Below are 18,745 nucleotides of genomic sequence, written 5' to 3'. Positions count from 1 at the left end.
CACCGATCGGCTTTCGAACCGTGAATCACCAGGCCTGCCGGAAATCAGTGGGTCCCGAGCCTAAGCCAACATAGTTTTTCATGGCTGTCCCTCCTTCGCCCAGGGTTTCCGAGATAAGTCAATTCCCGCTCTCAATGCCCTTGAAGCAGAGTGCTCGGCATATACGCCATGTCCGGTTTCTGCCCAAACCGGACATCGATTGCGAGAGGTCAATTTGGGGCGTGGCACAACTATTTCGTAAGCATTTACTATTTCGGTTGGTAGATCCAAACGCCGATCTTTCCGCGTCGTCCCCTCAAATCTTGCACTCCGGCAGGAACCAATCTTTTGATTAAAGTTTGCCCGACCTTGTCTGTAGGACTTATTGCCTTGATCAACAAATCGCTAACCACCAAAGAAGCATTTAGTTTGCGGGACAGCTGCTCAAGCCTGCTTGCGACGTTCACGGTATCGCCGATAACACTGTATTCAAGACGGCGCCGGTTTCCGATGTCACCAGAGATGACGGGACCGAAGTGGATGCCAATTCCAATGCGTACCGGAAGAACCCCTTCAGCATTCCTGTCACGATTCCAGATGCTCAATGCCTCAAGCATGTCAAAGGCGCATTGAAGTGCGTTACTGGCGTCGTTCTCACTGGGTTCTGGTGTCCCGAAGGTCGCCATCAACCCGTCGCCAAGGTATTTGTCCAGCGTACCCCCATTCTCGAAAACTGCCTTGCCCAACCTGTCATGATACCCGCGCAAGAAATCAACGACATCGCCAGGGGCGTCGTTCTCGCACATGGTGGTAAACCCAATGATATCAACAAACATGACGGCGACGTCTTGTTCACGCGCCTCGCCAAAGCTGTCCTCGGCACTACTGAGACGGTCCACAACGTTTGGTGAAAAGTAACGTGCAAGGTTGGCGCGTGACCGTTCCGTACGAATTCGACTTTCTACAAGCCAACGAGAGCGACGCACCAAGGCGGCAAGGCCAGCGGTTACAAGCAAGCAAACAATGATCTCTTGAACCCAAAATCCCAGAAAAATGAAATTCGGATCAGAGCGCGCCATCAATAAGTCCTCCACAGTGCGCTCACTAAGATCGAGGTTGGTATATGCACCAGGTTGGTTCACAAACCAAACCAGCATTCCTGTGCGCGCTGTGACGATGCAAAAGCCACACCAAAGAACCAGGCTTGGACGAAAGCTGAATGCTGCCTGCATCAGGAAGAGATAGAAATAGGTGAACTGGCTTCCATTCATCAGGATCGCGGGTGGTAAATCATACTCAGCGAAAGGGTTTGGAGTGCTGGAGAGGAAAGCCAGCAAAGCACAGTCGATGGCAACGAAGACATAGTTCATTACACTGGCATTCGCGCTATGCTTGGCTGAAAAGTACTGCAAGATTCCAAGCACTGCGAATATTGCAACCTGGGAAATATCGTAGAGAAAGCTGGCACCGCGGTTCTGTGTGTCTATCGCAACCCAGATCATAACAATACAAAGTGCTGTGGTTCGAACCTTCGCGGCCAGCAAAAGACCCTGTCGCTCTGCCTCGGCAAATCTGTCTTCGTTGCGACGCGTCAGCCGTTCTTGTGCGCGCTCTACAACTGAACGATCAGCCGTTACGGGTTTCTGAAGATGCGTCACACCGCTTCCCTCCGATATCGAACAGCATAGCGGTCGTCGTCACGGACTAGTAGCAATACAGATTTGTCCTTTTGGCGTTGGCATTGCATACCCGATATTGGCTTGGTGTGAGGCCAGTGTACTTTCGGAAGGCCCGCGTAAAATGTTGCGGATGCTCGTAGCCCGCAGCGAATGCAACATCGATTATTTTTGTTCCCGGGTCGTCAAGCAGACGGCAAGCGTTCTCGAAGCGCGCTTCCTGAACAATAGCGGTGTAGGATTTGCCATGCCGGGCCAACGCACGTTGAAGGGTCCTGCGCGGTATACCCGTGATCTCCGCCACGAGGTTCAGCGATGGATAAGCATCCTGAATATAGGGGGCGACGGCCCGTCGGAGACTCCCGACAAAATCAATCTTTTCCGGAGAAACCGTTACATCAGCAGAGCCGTTCTCAACTGGCGACGCGCAGGGTGCGGCCAGGCTGGCTATCGGAACGGTGATGGAGGTATGCAGGTGACCGAACCTGATTTGGGTATTCGGGTAAGCTGCCTCGGTCGAGAGATGGTCTGCGGAATACGACATAAGTGTAATTTCACCAGGGCACCACTCCGGGCCACAGACGCTTCGCAGCAGTTCGATAAATGAATGAACTGCGACCCAATTCGGCGCAGCCAGGGCTTTGTGGTTTCGAAAATCTTCCAGATCAAAAAATATTCTATAAACGGACCCTTCTTGCTGTACGCCCACAGAAGAGGCCGTACTTTCTAAATGCGCCACGCCGGCGAACGACTGAACAAGCGCCAGACCGGAAGGTGCGTTCAGCAACACGGACAGCGTTTTGTGTGACAGACTGGAAATCCGTGCTGAAAGGGCTGCATGATGCCCGAACTCAACGATATTCAGGTCTCGACTGCATCGGTCAATAAACTCAAGAACCTGCGGCAGGCTGAGATAGGCGTCCGGGCATTCCTCGATCATCGTAGGAAGCTTTGCACGTTTCAGCTCTCGATCAACCGGCGCGCCGATGTCACGCAAGGAAGACGTGTACGTGAGTAGGTGTGCGGCGCGAATTAAAGGTAATGCTTTCATCCAGAAAACCCTCTCTGGCTGAGTTCTTGCAAATAGCTGCCCGACGCCATTGAAATCTATGCACAATTTGCGCCATATCGCAATCTCCGAGGGCGGCGGCGCATCTTGGTCAGACAATGTGAAACTCCAAAAGTTACAATCAACTCAGAAAAGGAGGGTCACAGGGGTAGACACCCATGCTTCAGGCAAATGCAGGAAAAGCACTCGATATTGTTGCAATCTCGGATGTGGTGGATGCCCTGGCGCGTGACGGCCGGGCAACAATCCAGCGCGCGGCGGATGAATTGAGAGTGAGCCGTCGCTCATTACAGAGATATCTTGCCGCTTCGGGTGTCACGTTTTCGGACTTGCGCGATCAGTCTTTGAACCGTGCAGCTTTGACCATGCTTGCTCATTCTGAACTTTCAATCGCGTCGATCTCAGAGCGATTAGGCTACAATAACCCCAGCAGCTTTACGCGGGCATTTGCACGCTGGAACGGGATAACACCGGTTATCTATAGGCGCCGCATTCAAAAGTGACGCCTTAGATCTGAAGTGGCGCGAAATGGTCAGAAATCCCGAACTGAACGTGATTTCATCCTGGCAACGTGGAGAGCTTTCAACGTTGTCGCTGGATGTTTGATTTGAACACGCACACGCTTGTTGCTGCACCATTTCAAAGCGGACGAGTAACAACAGGGGCTGCGCCTGAACCACCCATTACAAATAATTCGACATCCATACTTATTCGGAGGGCATTATGAACAGATTGATAAAAGGCATCGTTTCGGCTGCCGTTGTTGGGCTTGCCGTCGCATCCCCGGCAAAAGCTGATCAACTTACCGACGCAGAGTTGGAAAACCTTGTCAAACGTTCCACGCAGTACGTTGCGCTGTTCAATACGCTCAACAATTTTGTGGATGACCCCAAAAACCCGCTGGCCTCGGGCGGATGGAACAAGACGGCTTACCCGAAAGGTCTGGCCAACGCGTCTGTTCGGGCCCTTCCGCGGCCCAACAACGACACGCTCTATGTGCTTTCAATGTTGGACATGCGCGACGATGCGGTGGTGATCGAATATCCGGCATTTGACTCAAAGTTCGTGTCGCTTGAGGTCTCGGCGATGGATCACTACGTCAATATTCCCCTTGCCACAGCGAAAGGTGACTTCAAGAAACCGACCAAGATACTCTATTACTCCGAGCGAACCGACGGGTACTCCGGTGAAGATGTGAAAGGGGTCGACCAGATATTTGAAATGTCGGGCGAGTTTGGGATGGCCTTCTTGCGCGTCATGCCGCAGGCGAACGATCCCGCGAAATTCAAGGCAAACATGGCAGCGATCAACGCCGTGAAACTGCAAACTCTGTCGGAATTTCAGGGCAAACCCGCCAAACCGGTTACACCGCTGAACACACCCAAGTACTCGACTGACGCAAACGTCTATGCAGAGAACTTCCTGGAGGTGATGCAATGGGTGTTCAACTATACCACGTTCGATCCAGACAAATATGAAATGGACAAAGAAGCGCTGGCTGCGCTCAAGCAGGTTGGGGTCGAGCCGGGCAAGGACTTCGATCCGAACGCGCCGAAAACCTTAGATTACAAACGCCTGGCGGAAACTGCGGCCAAAATGTACGCCCATGAGAACGACATCTGGAACTCACCTAAAGAGGTCGCGCCTTACCTCTACAAAGTGTTCCAGCCAAAAGGGAAGATTGATATCGACACAATGTTCCTGCAATCCGTTGTCGGGCCACTCGGCCAGCCCGCGAGCGAGGCGATGTATCCGGGCATCACCACCACAGGTGGCAAACCGATGAATGCCGAACATGACTATGTCATCAAGATGACCAAGGATGAGATGCCCCCGGCAATCGCATTTTGGTCGGCCACACTTTACGACACCGAACATGGCTATTTCATTCCGAACAAAGAAGACAAATACAGCGTTGGTCAAAACGCCGGCATGAAACTGAACGCGGAAGGTGGCATTGAAATCCACATCGCAGCCGAACAGCCGGACGGGGTTCCGGCGGAGAACTGGCTGCCGATCAATCGCGAAAACCTTGGGATCGACATCATCATGCGGATCTACCAGCCCGATCTTGAAAAGATGAAGACCTGGAAAGCGCCGAAGGCCGAAATCGTGAAATAAGAGCGTGACATTGGGTGAGCGCTCCGGTGTGACTTCTGAAACGCCGGGGCGCCAACAGAGATGGGTCAGCGCTCTAGCGCACAACACTCTTCCCCAATCACGTCACGGGTCTTCACCATTAATCAAAAACGGAGGGCCAGATGACCTGTTTTCCAGAGAAACTGGCGCTTTGTACCGGCTTTGCTCTGGTCTGCACGCCGTTGGCGGCGCAAGAGAGTGACTGGAGCTTTGATGCAACCATTTATCTGTTTGCAGCCGAAACAAAGACATCGATGGACACGCGTTTCGGCGAAGTTGAAAGCACCCTGAGTTTCAGCGACGCGCTGAGCGATCTGGATTTTGCATTCATGGGAGCGTTCAGCGCATGCAACGGTCGCTGGAGCATCCTGGCCGACTACATGTATACCGACCTTTCGACATCAGATGGGACGCCGGGCCCAGTATTTTCCGGTGTGAACACGACGGCAACAACGCAAATTCTGAATGGATATGTTGCCTATCGCGTCTATGAAGCTGACGATGTGAAACTGGACGCCGCGGCCGGGTTTCGGTGGTTCGGCACCAAGACCACCTTTGTGCTGGACCCCGGCGTTGCATCGGAGCGGTCGACTTCCGTTGATGACAACTGGATAGATCCGGTCATAGGTGCCCGTGCCCAATTCAGGATGTCTGATCGATGGGCCGGGACTGCATTCGTGGATTACGGCGGTTTCAGCAGTGGAAATGAAACCTGGCAGGTTTTGCTGACAGCCGATTATGCGCTCAATGACAGGTGGTTACTCCGGGGTGGGTACAGATACATCACCGTCGATCACAAGATTGATGGAAATGACTTTAGGTTCAGCCAGTCAGGCCCGGTCTTTGGCGCCACCTATCAGTTTTAGCCCAAGAACCCAGGTGCACGAAAGCACAGGCCTGTCAGATGAACAGAACTTTGAAAAAGAGGTTTCGCCAGCGCGGATCAAGAAATTGACCTGACCAGTTTTGAGGATGACAACATGCTACGTAGCGCATTGATTTTGACTTTCGCTCTTGCCCTTCCGGCGAGTGCACAAGCGCAGGCAGATAAAAGCTCGTCTGGTGGCGGGAGCGCAGATCTCGCGAAAAAACTCTCCAATCCAATTGCCGATCTCATCAGCGTACCGTTTCAATTCAATTATGATGATGGGTATGGAGATGGATCCGGCAGCAAGGGCTTCGTCAACATTCAACCTGTTATTCCAATCTCGATCAGCCCGGACTGGAACGTCATTTCGCGTACGATCATTCCCCTGGTAAACCAGGATGACATCAGGCCGGGATCTGGCTCACAAACTGGTATCGGGAATATAATTCAGAGCTTCTTCTTTTCCCCTAAGAAACCAACTTCAAACGGAATAGTCTGGGGCGTGGGGCCGGTGATCCAGTTGCCAACCGCGTCTGATGACATTTCTCCGGACCAATGGGGGATTGGTCCGACTGCGGTTGTCCTCAAGCAAGAAGGACCCTGGACAGTTGGCGGTCTAGCCAACCACATTTGGTCCGTCAGCGGCGATTCAAAATACGGCAAACAATCCGCGACCTTCCTTCAACCGTTTGTGGCTTACACAACGCCCAAGGCAACGACATTCACGCTCGACACAGAGAGCACCTATGACTGGGAGGCCGAAGAGTGGTCCATCCCGATAAATTTTGTCGTCTCTCAGGTCGTGAAACTGGGCAAGCAACCAGTCCAGTTTGGTCTTGGCGCGCGCTATTGGGCGGATGCTCCGGACGGAGGGCCAGATGGATGGGGTGCCCGTTTCCAGGTCACGTTTCTGTTTCCGAAATAAGTGCAACTTGGCCGGGGCTGTGACGGTCCGCTCCGCGATCTGAGGAATAAGAACCGGAAATTTACCCTGTACTCAGTTAAAAGGGGGCTCAGGTGAAAAACGACAGAAAACACTGGATGATCGTCGCGGTCCTATCAATTGTGTTTGTTATAGTTGAGGTCGTCTTCGACGACATATTGATTGACAGTACGACAAAGGAACTCACGTCGACCGCCAAAGTACTGATTGTGCTGGTTCTGGGCAGCATCTCAGCATTGGTGCTGACCGGCGTATTGCGCCGTTATCTTATATCACAGATACCTGAATCGCATGGAGAAGAAGAAGCGTCTCATTCATCGTCAAGAGCTCTGAGTGTCTTGCCGTTGATCCGCGCTCTGTTGATCACCTTCATTTTTATTATTTCAGTTTTGGTTGTGATGTCGGAACTGGGCATCAATGTCGGGCCCATGCTGGCAGGAGCAGGCGTGCTTGGGCTTGTGCTGGGCATGGGAGCGCAAAGCCTGCTGAAGGATATTCTGGCCGGAATATTCTATATCGCTGATGATGCGTTCCGTATCGGCGAATATGTTGAATTGGGAAATAAGCGGGGCACCGTGGAACGTATTTCCCTGCGTTCTCTGCAAATCCGACATCACAGGGGCGCGCTACAAACGGTACCGTACGGAACCATAGACTCTGTTTCGAACCTGAGCCGGGACTGGGTGATCACCAAAATGGCTTTTCAGTTACCGCATGATACTGACATCATGAAAGTCAAACGGATCGTCAAACAGATTTCAGCCGAATTCATGCAGGACCCAATTATTGGCCCGACCATGATAACACCACTGAAGTCCCAGGGTATCTATGACATAGATCTTTACGGTCTGACCGTGCGGCTTAAGTTCACCTCGGTTCCCGGTGAACAGTTTTATGCCCGACAGGAAATCTACAGGCGTCTGAAAGCGGAGCTTGAGGCAAACGGCATCGAGTTTGCCAAACGATCAGTCAAAGTTGAAACGTCAGCGGACCACTTTGCCGCAGCCGATGATGAGGACAGTCTGCAAGAAGCGTAGATGCAGGAAACCGCATCGCCTGGTCCAGTTTACACATTTGGATAAATACACCCGAAAGGTTGAATGATGAATGCAAATGATTGGCAGTTTTCTCAGCGTCCCGAGTTAATAAGGGTAAAAGCTGAAGTGTTCCTTTACCGTTTGACGGCCTAAAAAAAAATGAGTGATTTCGAATGAATGAGACACTTTTAACTGCAATTGTCATTATCTCGGGCACGGTAATTGCGATCCTGCTCGTTTATCACATATCTCACTGGTTGGTAGGGCCCGAGCCAGATTCCGTAACCAAGGAGCTTTCTGGTTCAATTCTAAGCCGGGTGTCGGCGATACACGCTTTGATCCTTGGTCTGGTCTTTGCGCAACTTGCTCTGGACTACCGGAGTTTGCAGAGTGATCTGGGCTCCGAAGCTGACACCATTATGCAAATTGTCACTGACGCAAAGTTGCATGCCGGGGACGGGAGCGAGGACATTATCGCAGGAGCCAAAGACTACATTGATGTGGTAGTGACTCAGGAATGGCCGGATCTTGCGGCCGCAGATGGCTCTGCTGACGCCGGACGGGCCGCCTGGTTGCAAGTGTATCAGGGCTCCCTCATTCTGACATCAGATACCGCCGTTCAGAAGCGTCTGCATGACAGCTTGGTGGCAAACGCACGGGAACTGGACCAAATTCGCAGCAAGCGGATCAACATTGCAAATCGTTCAAACCAGGCGCCTTTTTGGTTCGCCGCCATTGCCGGTCTTGTCATAATCTCCATCAGCTTTTTTGCCTTCGCGCCATCGAGTCTGAATATTGTATTCGTGGCTCTGTTTGGCGTTTACAACGGAATTACGTTGTTCCTTATTTACTCATTCGCAAATCCCTATTCGCCTCCCGGAGCCCTTGAGCCGGTTGCGCTGTCACGCGTTGGAGTTCTTATCGGGCAATAGTTTTGTGCTCTTGTTTTGGCGCAACTATCGAGCAGCGGCAGCCCAGGCGAGACGTCATCGCAGCCGGCATCGAAGTACAACGGAGGCTGCGCATTTGCGCGGCCAAAGTCCGATAAATCTGTTCGACTAAGAGGCGAGAAAACTCGAACCTGCCTGAATACTTTTTTGCGGTTATTCTTTGAAGGTGATGGTCAAAATACCAACTTTATCGCTCACAGTGGCTCCGTGCGACATCGACCGCCATATGTTCGCCTATGGACAGTTCATTCACGTCATCTGTCCCCTCCGAAGGTGTGACGCCTGCCTTTTGCGGGTCCAGGGTAAATTGGACAGCCGTCCGACGGTCAGTTGTTTCGCTGGGCCCAAAGCACCGAACGACATAGACCTTGGCATTCGGAGACGCTTTTAAGTCAATCTGAGCGTAGGAGCCCGCCACGCACCAGAACGCCTCTCCACTGAATTCTTCTTCTGCAACCGCCTCATACACAGCATCATTCACTTTTTTGACGCTGTACCCATCGCGGTTGAAGGTTCCGATCATGTAATTATGCAGAAGGAACCCATAGTAAGCTCGCAATCCAATAGTGTAATCTCCTCCTGCGCACTTGTGCCGTTTGTGGCACCTGACTTTGCAAATGCAGAGAAAGGATGGCTCATGGCGAATGTCGGTTCGGAGAAAGCTGTTCGCCAGATCGTAGCCTCCTTCGATCCACGCTGGAGACATCAAAAGGCACCGACGTTTTGGCGTTGGGTTTCGATCTGGGCTGCCGAGTCTTCAGGCATGAGGTTACTTCCCAGCCATTCGTTCACGGCGCTTGGAAAACCACATCCGCGATAACAAATGGTCCCGCTGAATGAACTGATGCCACAGGGCGGCAAGTGCATGTCCCGCAACCGCAACCAGCAGCAGCTTGGTGAGCAGCGCGTGGGCCGCATGCATGGGGCTTTCGGCGAAGCCGGCAGGCAGTTGTGCGTTGCTTTGCACCACCTGGAACAGGTTCGCATCGATCGCCATGCCCAGGCCAGAGGCGACAACGGCAGCAATCAACCCGTAGAGCGCGAAGTGCATCCAGCGCGCGATCCGAGCTTGTATTCCGGTCTGTTCGGCGTGTGGCTGAACCGCCCGAGTTGCCAGCCTCGAGATGATCCGAAACAGGAACAAACCGGCAATGAGCATTCCGCTTGCCAGGTGAAAGTCCAGAGGCACGAAGCCTCCGGACAGCAAGGCCACGACAATCAGCACAGCCATCAGCCAGTGCAAGGTGACGAGAGAAGGATGATAGCGTTCCATGGTTACCTCACGCGTTCCAGGAGATAGTCGAGAACCTCGATGATCTGTTGATCCGTACAGGTCGTGCAGCCGCCCTTGGCCTTGTGGTCCTTGGTGCCGCGCAGGACGATTTCGCGCATCCGGTCTTCGGAATCCCGTTCCAGGAATTTCTGCCAGGAGGCTGGTTTTCTGACATTCGGAGCACCGGACATGAAGCCCTTGAAACCGCCGGTATGGCACTCGGCGCACACAGAATTGAACGTGTCGACGCTGCCCGCCTGGGCAGAAGTGGCCGCCATCAGCACCAGGGCGATGGCCGGGGTGGTTTCGCGAAACACTGTGGTGATCCGGTTTTTCATTGGATGATCCTCCTATTTCTCTTTGCTGGTGCAGGCCTTCACGAGGTCCGCGCATTTGGTGATGCTGCCCCCGCCCCATCCGGCGCGGTTCTTGCTGTCAACGACGGTGATCACGCCGTCCTTAATGGTGAAGGTGAAGATGCAGGCCTTGGGGGCGTCTGCTGCACCCGGCGTGGGCATCGTCCGGCCATCTGCATCGCGCTCTTGCACCGAGCTGTAAGCGACTATCTTCTGACCCTCTTGGGCGACCACAGCTGCAGGCTCGCCGATGCAGGTCTCCAGGAGTTCGGCGGGTGCGCCGGTCAGGGTCGCCTTGGCTGTTTTTATGGTTTTGAACCCGGGTTCGGCGTTCGCAGCCGAGGCGATAACGATTGCAACAGTCAGGATCAGGGCTCGTTTCATGGGTCTTCTCTCTTTCATTAGGTGGGAATTGAGGTTGCTCAGGCCCGGCTCACGGCTAGGTAGGCAAAGGTGGTTCCGAGCACGCCGAAAACGATCCGGATCCAGTGAATTTGCAGCCAGAGGGCAAGGGTTTCAGTGACCTCGGTGACCGGCGCTGTCCCAGAGGCAAATGCCGCATTTGTCGGAACGAAGAACCCGAAGGTCAGCACCGCAATGACAAGCCAGGACAGCAGGGCCGCCAGCCACCACTTGCGCGCCGGAAAGCGCCAAAACAGCACGGTGCACAGAATGGTTCCAAGAAGCGTTGGCAAGGCGACCAGGGGAATCGTGTCCTGGATGAAGCCATTGTTCGTGGCAAACCAGTCGAGGAACCGCTGTGCGGGCAGGCTTTGATAGAACCCTCCCAATGTGATCCCGATGAACAGCATAACGCCGGTGAACATGCCCGAGGCGACAACGGTTACCCCTTCTGCCGCTCGCTGAGCGAGAGTGGGCGTAACCCGGGGTGGGTTTGCGATCGTGAAAGTCATGGTTTTGCCCCCGGGCACTGCAATCGACCGGGCAAGCAGCAGGCGCCTGTTTCCGGTGTTGGATGGAAGATACTGGTCACAAGACGTCTCCTTTTCTTTCCAGCGCGACTGCATAGTCGGCTATATTTATATAGGTGAGCCGACTCGGAAACGACTCATTGCCAACATGTGTATAGCAGGCTATATAGATATTGTATAGCCCGCTATGTAAGGAATCGAGCACAGCATGACATTTTCTCGGCGAACCTCTTCCGGATACCTCATCAACCATCTTGCAAGGTTGTTTGCAGGGGCTTTACAGGACGGCATAAAGCCGCTGGGGCTTTCAACCGGCGTGTTTCCGATCATGGTGCACCTTTGGGATCAGGACGGACTGACACAAAGGGAACTGGTCGATCATGTGGGAATTGAACAGGCAACAATGGCTAATACCCTGGCGCGGATGGAGCGTGATGGCCTTATCAAGCGGCGTCCTGATACCGAAGATCGGCGCGTTCGCCGCGCATGGTTGACGCAACATGGCAAGGCATTGCAAGACCCTGCCCTGGCGGTTGCGATGGCGCAGAACACCTCGGTTCTGGCCGGGTTGAGTGACCAGGAGCAACGACAGGTCGTGCAGCTGATTTCCAAGGCCATTCATAGCTTCGAGTCAGGAAAATCGCACAACCTTGAAAAAGAAAGCGCGGCGTGATCGATCGGTTGCATTCCGTGCTATGCAACCCTAACAATGGCGCATGACTTTCAATCACGCCACCTCTGCCGGGTACCTCGTCAACCACATGGCCCGGCTGTTCTTTGAAGAACTGCGTAAGCAAATCGAGCCCCTGGGTATCGTGCCGGGACAGTTTCCGACGCTTCTGGCCCTGTGGCAACAGGACGGGCAAACGCAGAGGGAACTGGTCGACAAGCTTGATGTGGAACAAGCGACAATGGCCAATACCCTCAACCGGATGGAACGGGACGGGTTGATCGAACGCAAGGATCACCCGACCGACGGGCGTGCCAAAATCATCTGCCTGACCGAGAAGGCACGTTCGGTTCGGGATGATGCCTACGCTGCGGCCTCAGCGGTCAACGATGCGGCGTTGGTTGGGTTTACGCCGGACGAACGCGCGCAGTTTATTGACTTCATGCAACGCACCATTCGGACCTTGCAAAAGGACTGAGCCGCCACCGGCTGCCCCACACTTTTTGCCAGATGAAAATGCAAGACCCCCGGTCGATGGGACCGGGGGTCTGCAAGGCGGCAAAGCATTGGCGGCCGGCGATCAGTAACCGGTGAACTTTTCGAATACCATCTGGTCGGCGGCAATCGAAGCCTCCTCAAGCATCTCTTTCGTGGCAGCAACCATCGGAGTGGGACCGACACAATAGTAGACCGGAGCGCCAAGGTCAGGCAGATGACGGGCCAGCATGTCGCGGTCGATCAGATTGGTCTCGCCTTCCCAGGCGGCAGTGTCACCCTCGAGCCCAGTCATGGTTGCGACCAGTTCGAAATTCGGATTGGCCCTTGCCAGCTCTTCCAACTCGCCCAGAAAGGCAGCCGAGGCCGGGTTACGGTTGGAATAAAACAGCGTGATCTTCTGAACAGAACCACGCTGCATGGTGTTGCGGATCATCGACATAAAGGGCGTGATACCGATGCCACCGGCAATCAGGACGGCAGGACGGGCGGCGTCCTGATGCAAGGTGAAACTGCCATTCGGACCTGCAATCTGCACTTCAGTTCCGTCAGGCAGGTCTTTCAGGGCGCGCTTGAAGGCGCTGTCGGTCATGCGGGTTGCCACCGTCAGCTGCGCTTCGTGGGGCGCACTGACAATCGAGAGCACACGGGACTCGCCATTGGTCGGTAAGGTCACCCGAACCCATTGGCCGGGCTGATGCGTGAACCCATCCGGTTTGCTCATGTGAAACGCCATGGTGCCCTCGGCAACCGTGTCCCGGCCTGTTAGCTTGACTCCGTCCTTCGATTTGCCCTTGCCGCTCAGGCGGATGCCGTCACGCATGTTCAGCCCCATCAGGGTCAGGTTCACCGCACCGGCAATCAGCTCCACCCCTTGCAGAACATAGAACATGGTGTCGAAATTCCCCGCCGAGGCACAGGACTCCAGCAGGAAGGCCATCGGCACCAGAACCAACAACCCGTTGACGGCGATGATCGGCATCCGTTTCATCTTGGCCGACACCAGCGCATCGCTGCGTCCCTTGCCAAGCGATGCACCGGATGCGCCAACAATGGCCATCGCCGGTATCAGGACGAACATCCCTTTGAGGATCAGCCCCTTCACCATGGCAATGGCTTCGTATGACCCGAAGACCTCGGAAATGATGGTCGAGGTCCAGAAGGTCAGGATCATCAGAAGCCCGATGGCTCCTGCAATTGCGTGAACACGGGTTTTCATAGCTTGGCTCCAGCGTGATTCCATTTGCATTGCTTGCTATATACTATTCCATAGCGAGCTATGCAATGACCAATCGTCTCAACCTGATGGAGCATGGCCGTATCCGATGATCTGCCGACGGATCAAATACACACGACGTTCCGTCTGACTGGACGGGCTGTCACCGTATCGACGAATTTGCTGCGGCTGGAGAAAAGCTCGAATAGCAGACATTCGATCCAGTACCGCCTATTGCGGCTATAGTCCGCAAACTGTGAATTCGTCGAAAGCTTGACTTAGCAGGCGCAGCGGAAGTCTCCTTTGACGGGCCTCACCCTAGCATATCAGAGGATCAGGCAACGGCGGCAAGCATAGCTAACAGTCAAGTTGTAAAGCAAAAGCGCGCCTGACATTCACTCAAAGTCAGACGCCACCGCCCCTTAGGAGCGATGGCAAACTTTTCACGGTCAGAATTGCAATCTGAACTGGTCAAATTGCAAACTGATGCGAGCTTTCACAGCATCAACAGTTTTGCACCCTCTGGGTCAACCGCATTTGGAATGCCCGCAACTGCGACAGGTCATGCAACCTTCGATCATCACCATGTCGAACTGGCCGCAGGACGGGCAGGCTTTGCCGCGGGGTGTATCCATGTTGACCACCTGCGCCTGCGGGTCAGATTTAAGCCCCATCCCTTCCCCTTCGAGGAAACCGATATTGATCAGGTGCTGCTCGATCACCCCGCCGATCGCGGCCAGGATCGAGGGGATGTACTTGCCCTGCACCCAGGCACCACCGCGCGGGTCGAACACGGCCTTCAGCTCTTCGACCACAAATGACACATCTCCACCCCGACGGAACACAGCCGAAATCATCCGGGTCAACGCAAGCGTCCAGGCGTAGTGTTCCATGTTCTTCGAGTTGATGAACACCTCGAACGGACGGCGACGACCACCGATGACGATATCGTTGATGGTCAGGTAGATCGCGTGCTCGCTGTCGGGCCATTTCAACTTGTAGGTCGAGCCTTCCAGCGATTGCGGGCGGTCCAGCGGCTCGGACATATAGACGACTTCGCCACCGTCAACTTCATGCGGCGCCGCTGCGCTTTCACCCGGCGCTGTGTCTGCGCTTTCAGATACAGTCAGAACCGATCCCGTCACATCATTGGGGCGATAAGTGGTGCAGCCTTTGCAGCCCTGATCCCAGGCCTGCATGTAGACATCCTTGAAGGCGTCAAAGCTGATATCTTCGGGACAGTTGATCGTCTTCGAGATAGAGCTGTCGATCCATTTCTGGGCCGCCGCCTGCATCTTCACGTGATCCGACGGAGACAGCGTCTGCGCGTTTACGAAATAGTCCGGCAGGTCCTTGTCGCCGAACTTGTCGCGCCACATCTGCACGGCGTAGTCCACGACCTCTTCCTCGGTGCGCGAGCCATCCTTCTGCAGCACCTTACGCGTATAGGCATAGGCAAAGACCGGTTCGATCCCCGAAGACACGTTGCCCGCATACAGTGAAATTGTACCGGTCGGCGCGATCGAAGTCAGCAGAGCATTGCGAATGCCATGCTCGCGGATTGCATCGCGCACATCCTCGTCCATCTGCTGCATGGTGCCGCTGGCCAGATATTTCTCGGCGTCGAACAGAGGGAACGCGCCTTTCTCCTTCGCCAAGTCCACCGACGCCAGATACGCGGCGCGGGCTATCGCTTTCAGCCAGCGTTCGGTCTGACGCGCCGCCTCGTCGGACCCATAGCGCAGGCCCAGCATCAGCAGTGCATCCGCCAGACCGGTCACACCCAGCCCGATCCGGCGTTTGGCCTGCGCCTCGGCGGCCTGTTCCGGCAGCGGGAATTTGGACGCGTCCACCACGTTGTCCATCATGCGAACGGCGGTCGCAACCAGTTCCTGCAGCGCCGCCTCGTCCAGATGAGCAGCGTCTTCGAACGGTTCGGCCACCAGCCTTGCAAGGTTGATCGAGCCCAGCAGGCACGCACCATAGGGCGGCAAGGGTTGCTCACCGCAGGGGTTTGTCGCAGCGATGGTCTCGACATAGCTCAGGTTGTTGGCCTGATTGATGCGGTCGATGAAGATCACGCCGGGCTCGGCATAGTCGTAAGTGGCTTGCATGATCTTGTTCCACAGATCACGGGCCTGAACGGTGTGATAGACCTTGTCACCAAACACCAGTTCCCACGGGCCATCCGCCTTGACGGCCTCCATGAACGGATCGGTCACCAGAACCGACATGTTGAACATGCGCAAACGCGCCGGGTCAGACTTGGCGGTGATGAATTGTTCGATATCCGGGTGATCGCAACGCATGGTCGCCATCATCGCCCCGCGGCGCGACCCTGCGGACATGATCGTCCGGCACATCGCGTCCCACACATCCATGAACGACAGCGGCCCCGAAGCGTCTGCTGCCACCCCATGTACGTCCGCGCCACGCGGACGGATGGTCGAGAAGTCATAACCGATCCCCCCACCCTGCTGCATGGTCAGCGCGGCCTCTTTCAGCATGTCGAAGATACCGCCCATGCTGTCGGGCACGGTGCCCATGACAAAGCAGTTGAACAAGGTCACCTGACGCGCAGTGCCTGCGCCGGCGGTGATGCGACCGGCAGGCAGGTATTTGAAATCTTCCAGCGCCTCAAAGAACTTTTCTTCCCAATGGGCCGGGTCTTTCTCGACCCGCGCCAGATCGCGGGCGATACGTCGCCAGCTATCCTCGACAGTCTGGTCGATCGGCGTGCCATCCGCCTGTTTGAAACGGTATTTCATGTCCCAGATCTGCTCGGCGATGGGGGCGGCAAAGCGGCTCATTGGTGATTCCCTGTGCTGAAAGAGGTATCCAGACTACCCCAACTCACACCTCAACCACAACACCTTGATAGCAGCGAAGACCGAGCTACAATATAAAGACAAACCTCGGGACGACTCTGTGGGAAAGCTGTGGATAAGTACGTAAACCTCATAAAACTTTCGGTCGGATCAGAGAGCGTCGACTCGCTGATCGCGTGGCAGGACAGCCGCAGACCACTTTATGAGGACGGCTACCCGCGCCACGTCACCCGCATGTGGCCCAAGCGAGAGGCCGAGATTCTGAACGGCGGATCGATCTATTGGGTGATCAAAGGCGTCATCCAATGCCGTCAGTGTATCCTGCGACTGGATGAGGTGCGCGGCGAGGATGGTATTCGCCGCTGCGCCATTGTGCTCGACCCCGAAGTTCATCGCACTCAGAACGCCCTGAAACGACCCTTTCAGGGCTGGCGCTATCTAAAACCCGAAGACACGCCCGCCGATCTGCCTAAAGGACGCGAGCAGGACGACGCCCTGCCCGATGACCTCAACCGCGCGCTGGCGGAAATCGGCGTGCTTTAGCGCAGCTGATCCACCAACTCGGACAGAACCGCCTTTTCGCCTGCATCGCATTTCGCCACCCGGCTGCGCCACAGCGTCGCCTGCGATTGCAGGATCAGCCCGTCCGACAGGATTTTCAGGTGGTTTGCGCGCAGGGTTTCCCCGGTCGAGGTGATATCGGCAATCGCCTCGGCGGTTTCGTTTTTTACCGTGCCTTCGGTCGCGCCTTGGCTGTCGACCAGAGTGTAATCGGCCACGCCTGCTTCGGTCAGGAACTCACGCACAAGCCTGTGATACTTGGTTGCAATCCGCAGACGGTGGCCATGGGTTTTCCGAAACGCCGCGGCAGCGGCATCCAGATCGTCCAGCGTGTCCACATCCACCCAGCAGGCAGGCGTTGCGATGATCAGGTCTGCCTTGCCGAACCCAAGTCTCGAGACTTCTTCGACCTGCTGCTCCCAGCGGGGCAGTTTTTCTTGCACCAGATCGATGCCCGTGACTCCAAGATGAATGCGCCCCGCGGCCAGTTCACGCGGGATTTCCCCGGCGGACAACAGCACCAGAGAAACGCCATCAATCCCCTCGACCTTGCCTGCATATTCCCGGTCCGATCCGCTGCGCGACAGGGTTATGCCGCGCTTTTCGAACCACGAAAAGGTCTTCTCCATCAACCGGCCCTTCGAGGGCACGCCCAGTTTCAGGCTCATTGCGCGTCCTCCTCAATCTCCAGCATCAGGTCGGGGCGGATAACGCCACCCACGGCAGGGATTTCGGTGCCGTTACCCAGTTGTCGGGTCAGCGCGTCATAGCGCCCGCCGGTGGCAATCGGCGGCAGATCCGGGCGGCCCTCGGCGTAAAAGCCAAAGACAAACCCGTCGTAATACTCCATCGAGGTCCGGCCATAGGCCGCCTCGAAATCCAACCGATCCACATTGACACCGCGCGCCTGCAGGGATGCGACCCGCGCCTCAAGCCGGTCCAGTGCCGGAGTGATCTGCGGCAGGTCCACCGCCACGTCGCGCAGTTGTTCAAGCGCAAAGGGCATGGTCTCGCGCACGTTCAACAGCGTTTCCAGCCCGGCCAGTTCATTGTCGGAAATCGGCGGTGTGTCGCGATCCTCGCGCAGGGCTTCGATCCGCGCCTCAACCTCGGAAGCGCGGCGCTTGCCAATCATGGGAATATCGTTGTCCAACGGGTTTTCCGCGCTCAACAGAGCGTCGCGTCCTTCCGGGCCGGGTTTGCGTCCGGCAAAACGATCCAGCAAAACCCGGAATCGACGCGGGCGCCACAGGTGGCGCATCAGCGCGGTTTTGCGGCGGTCCGTCGTGCGCAGGCCCTGAACGGCTGCGGTCAGGATACCGATATCCCCGGTCGCGGCACGCAAAGGCAAGCCGCGCAGTTGCAGGGCGAACAGTGAAAACACCTCGGCATCCGCGCCTGCGGGGTCATCGCGGTCGAAGACCTCATAGCCGACCTGAATGTACTCGTTCGACCGATCCGGGTCGTGCTCCTGACGGCGGAACACCTCGCCGGAATAGGTGTAGCGCGCGGGCTCGGCCCCCTCGCTCATGTGCATCTGCACCACCGGCAGAGTGAAATCGGGGCGCATCATCTGCTCGCCCCGCAACGCATCCGAAGTCACGTAAGCGCGCGCGCGGATATCCTCACCATAGAGGTCCAGCAGCGTTTCGGCGGGTTGCAGCAAGGGCGGGTCGACGATCTGTGCGCCTGCCGCCTCGAACCGGACGCGCATCATCGCGGCGCGGGCCTGTATCTGGGATCGGTTGGCCAT

General features: G+C 55.7%; 20 protein-coding genes. 9 read left to right on the top strand and 11 right to left on the bottom strand.

Annotated elements, in window-relative coordinates; translation table 11 throughout:
• Positions 1–248 precede the first annotated feature (248 nt).
• Positions 249–1,637, bottom strand: coding sequence for an adenylate/guanylate cyclase domain-containing protein (locus GOX88_RS23815; RefSeq protein WP_170406986.1), 1,389 nt, complete (start codon positions 1,635–1,637; stop codon positions 249–251).
• A 46-nt stretch (positions 1,638–1,683) separates the two neighbouring features.
• Positions 1,684–2,823 carry a helix-turn-helix transcriptional regulator gene (locus tag GOX88_RS21700; protein WP_170406983.1) on the bottom strand — a complete coding sequence of 380 codons (1,140 nt, stop codon included), beginning with the start codon at positions 2,821–2,823 and terminating at the stop codon, positions 1,684–1,686.
• Positions 2,824–2,882: 59 nt separating this feature from the next.
• On the opposite strand from GOX88_RS21700, the gene GOX88_RS21695 reads away from it, so the two are divergent.
• The 6 genes from GOX88_RS21695 to GOX88_RS21670 all read left to right on the top strand — a co-directional run bounded on the left by GOX88_RS21695 (position 2,883) and on the right by GOX88_RS21670 (position 8,643).
• A complete protein-coding gene (locus GOX88_RS21695; RefSeq protein WP_170406980.1) occupies positions 2,883–3,227 on the top strand; it encodes a helix-turn-helix domain-containing protein in 345 nt (114 codons plus the stop codon).
• A 220-nt stretch (positions 3,228–3,447) separates the two neighbouring features.
• Positions 3,448–4,845, top strand: coding sequence for a DUF1214 domain-containing protein (locus GOX88_RS21690; RefSeq protein ID WP_170406976.1), 1,398 nt, complete (start codon positions 3,448–3,450; stop codon positions 4,843–4,845).
• A 140-nt stretch (positions 4,846–4,985) separates the two neighbouring features.
• A complete protein-coding gene (locus tag GOX88_RS21685) occupies positions 4,986–5,729 on the top strand; it encodes an outer membrane beta-barrel protein (RefSeq protein ID WP_170406973.1) in 744 nt (247 codons plus the stop codon).
• A gap of 114 nt (positions 5,730–5,843) precedes the next feature.
• A complete protein-coding gene (locus GOX88_RS23555) occupies positions 5,844–6,656 on the top strand; it encodes a transporter (protein ID WP_170406970.1) in 813 nt (270 codons plus the stop codon).
• A 92-nt stretch (positions 6,657–6,748) separates the two neighbouring features.
• Complete coding sequence (locus GOX88_RS21675) at positions 6,749–7,711, top strand: mechanosensitive ion channel family protein (RefSeq protein WP_170406967.1); 963 nt, start codon at positions 6,749–6,751, stop codon at positions 7,709–7,711.
• Positions 7,712–7,884: 173 nt separating this feature from the next.
• Positions 7,885–8,643, top strand: a complete 759-nt coding sequence (locus GOX88_RS21670) for a hypothetical protein (RefSeq protein WP_170406964.1) — start codon at positions 7,885–7,887, stop codon at positions 8,641–8,643.
• A gap of 205 nt (positions 8,644–8,848) precedes the next feature.
• Here the strand turns inward: GOX88_RS21670 and GOX88_RS21665 are convergent, their stop codons facing one another.
• The 5 genes from GOX88_RS21665 to GOX88_RS21645 form a co-directional block, all read right to left on the bottom strand.
• Positions 8,849–9,184, bottom strand: a complete 336-nt coding sequence (locus GOX88_RS21665) for a hypothetical protein (RefSeq protein WP_170406961.1) — start codon at positions 9,182–9,184, stop codon at positions 8,849–8,851.
• Positions 9,185–9,430: 246 nt separating this feature from the next.
• Entirely contained in the window at positions 9,431–9,934 is a 504-nt protein-coding gene (locus tag GOX88_RS21660; RefSeq protein ID WP_170406958.1) for a cytochrome b, read from the bottom strand.
• Positions 9,935–9,936: 2 nt separating this feature from the next.
• Positions 9,937–10,272 (bottom strand): c-type cytochrome, encoded by a 336-nt coding sequence (locus GOX88_RS21655; protein WP_170406955.1) that lies wholly within the window; start codon positions 10,270–10,272, stop codon positions 9,937–9,939.
• A 12-nt stretch (positions 10,273–10,284) separates the two neighbouring features.
• The gene (locus tag GOX88_RS21650; protein WP_170406953.1) at positions 10,285–10,674 is read right to left on the bottom strand and encodes a hypothetical protein; all 390 of its coding nucleotides are present in this window, start codon (positions 10,672–10,674) and stop codon (positions 10,285–10,287) included.
• Between the two features lie 38 nt (positions 10,675–10,712).
• Positions 10,713–11,204 carry an anthrone oxygenase family protein gene (locus tag GOX88_RS21645; protein WP_254443398.1) on the bottom strand — a complete coding sequence of 164 codons (492 nt, stop codon included), beginning with the start codon at positions 11,202–11,204 and terminating at the stop codon, positions 10,713–10,715.
• Between the two features lie 226 nt (positions 11,205–11,430).
• Between GOX88_RS21645 and GOX88_RS21640 the strand changes: the two genes are divergently transcribed.
• Together GOX88_RS21640 and GOX88_RS21635 are read left to right on the top strand one after the other, a co-directional pair.
• Positions 11,431–11,895, top strand: a complete 465-nt coding sequence (locus GOX88_RS21640; protein ID WP_170406950.1) for a MarR family winged helix-turn-helix transcriptional regulator — start codon at positions 11,431–11,433, stop codon at positions 11,893–11,895.
• Between the two features lie 43 nt (positions 11,896–11,938).
• Complete coding sequence (locus GOX88_RS21635) at positions 11,939–12,370, top strand: MarR family winged helix-turn-helix transcriptional regulator (protein ID WP_170406947.1); 432 nt, start codon at positions 11,939–11,941, stop codon at positions 12,368–12,370.
• 102 nt (positions 12,371–12,472) lie between these two features.
• Here the strand turns inward: GOX88_RS21635 and GOX88_RS21630 are convergent, their stop codons facing one another.
• Positions 12,473–13,606 carry a ferredoxin--NADP reductase gene (locus GOX88_RS21630; RefSeq protein WP_170406944.1) on the bottom strand — a complete coding sequence of 378 codons (1,134 nt, stop codon included), beginning with the start codon at positions 13,604–13,606 and terminating at the stop codon, positions 12,473–12,475.
• Positions 13,607–14,130: 524 nt separating this feature from the next.
• Positions 14,131–16,413 carry an adenosylcobalamin-dependent ribonucleoside-diphosphate reductase gene (locus GOX88_RS21625; protein ID WP_170406941.1) on the bottom strand — a complete coding sequence of 761 codons (2,283 nt, stop codon included), beginning with the start codon at positions 16,411–16,413 and terminating at the stop codon, positions 14,131–14,133.
• A 129-nt stretch (positions 16,414–16,542) separates the two neighbouring features.
• Here GOX88_RS21625 and GOX88_RS21620 point away from each other — a divergent pair, with 129 nt between their 5' ends.
• Positions 16,543–16,974, top strand: a complete 432-nt coding sequence (locus GOX88_RS21620; RefSeq protein WP_170406938.1) for a DUF1489 family protein — start codon at positions 16,543–16,545, stop codon at positions 16,972–16,974.
• On the opposite strand, the gene hisG is transcribed toward GOX88_RS21620, so the two are convergent.
• Together hisG and GOX88_RS21610 are read right to left on the bottom strand one after the other, a co-directional pair.
• Positions 16,971–17,660, bottom strand: a complete 690-nt coding sequence (gene hisG, locus GOX88_RS21615; RefSeq protein WP_170406935.1) for an ATP phosphoribosyltransferase — start codon at positions 17,658–17,660, stop codon at positions 16,971–16,973. The two genes, GOX88_RS21620 and hisG, sit on opposite strands and share 4 nt — an antisense overlap.
• Positions 17,657–18,745: an ATP phosphoribosyltransferase regulatory subunit gene (locus tag GOX88_RS21610; RefSeq protein ID WP_170406933.1), complete on the bottom strand. Its 1,089-nt coding sequence runs from the start codon at positions 18,743–18,745 to the stop codon at positions 17,657–17,659. Before GOX88_RS21610 ends, hisG begins: the two co-directional genes overlap by 4 nt.

The sequence above is a fragment of the Ruegeria arenilitoris genome (genome assembly GCF_013030985.1).
Taxonomy (GTDB): Bacteria; Pseudomonadota; Alphaproteobacteria; order Rhodobacterales; family Rhodobacteraceae; genus Ruegeria; species Ruegeria arenilitoris_B.
Note: the sequence above shows the minus strand (reverse complement) of the source record. Positions and strands in the feature narration are given on the sequence as shown.

Bases quoted from the DNA above. Each gene is read 5' to 3' on its own strand.
- GOX88_RS21695 (WP_170406980.1), top strand. From the start codon at position 2,883: ATGCTTCAGGCAAATGCAGGAAAAGCACTCGATATTGTTGCAATCTCG.
- GOX88_RS21690 (WP_170406976.1), top strand. From the start codon at position 3,448: ATGAACAGATTGATAAAAGGCATCGTTTCGGCTGCCGTTGTTGGGCTT.
- GOX88_RS21685 (WP_170406973.1), top strand. From the start codon at position 4,986: ATGACCTGTTTTCCAGAGAAACTGGCGCTTTGTACCGGCTTTGCTCTG.
- GOX88_RS23555 (WP_170406970.1), top strand. From the start codon at position 5,844: ATGCTACGTAGCGCATTGATTTTGACTTTCGCTCTTGCCCTTCCGGCG.
- GOX88_RS21670 (WP_170406964.1), top strand. From the start codon at position 7,885: ATGAATGAGACACTTTTAACTGCAATTGTCATTATCTCGGGCACGGTA.
- GOX88_RS21665 (WP_170406961.1), bottom strand. From the start codon at position 9,184: ATGATCGGAACCTTCAACCGCGATGGGTACAGCGTCAAAAAAGTGAAT.
- GOX88_RS21660 (WP_170406958.1), bottom strand. From the start codon at position 9,934: ATGGAACGCTATCATCCTTCTCTCGTCACCTTGCACTGGCTGATGGCT.
- GOX88_RS21655 (WP_170406955.1), bottom strand. From the start codon at position 10,272: ATGAAAAACCGGATCACCACAGTGTTTCGCGAAACCACCCCGGCCATC.
- GOX88_RS21650 (WP_170406953.1), bottom strand. From the start codon at position 10,674: ATGAAACGAGCCCTGATCCTGACTGTTGCAATCGTTATCGCCTCGGCT.
- GOX88_RS21645 (WP_254443398.1), bottom strand. From the start codon at position 11,204: ATGACTTTCACGATCGCAAACCCACCCCGGGTTACGCCCACTCTCGCT.
- GOX88_RS21640 (WP_170406950.1), top strand. From the start codon at position 11,431: ATGACATTTTCTCGGCGAACCTCTTCCGGATACCTCATCAACCATCTT.
- GOX88_RS21635 (WP_170406947.1), top strand. From the start codon at position 11,939: ATGACTTTCAATCACGCCACCTCTGCCGGGTACCTCGTCAACCACATG.
- GOX88_RS21630 (WP_170406944.1), bottom strand. From the start codon at position 13,606: ATGAAAACCCGTGTTCACGCAATTGCAGGAGCCATCGGGCTTCTGATG.
- GOX88_RS21625 (WP_170406941.1), bottom strand. From the start codon at position 16,413: ATGAGCCGCTTTGCCGCCCCCATCGCCGAGCAGATCTGGGACATGAAA.
- hisG (WP_170406935.1), bottom strand. From the start codon at position 17,660: ATGAGCCTGAAACTGGGCGTGCCCTCGAAGGGCCGGTTGATGGAGAAG.
- GOX88_RS21610 (WP_170406933.1), bottom strand. From the start codon at position 18,745: ATGGCCAACCGATCCCAGATACAGGCCCGCGCCGCGATGATGCGCGTC.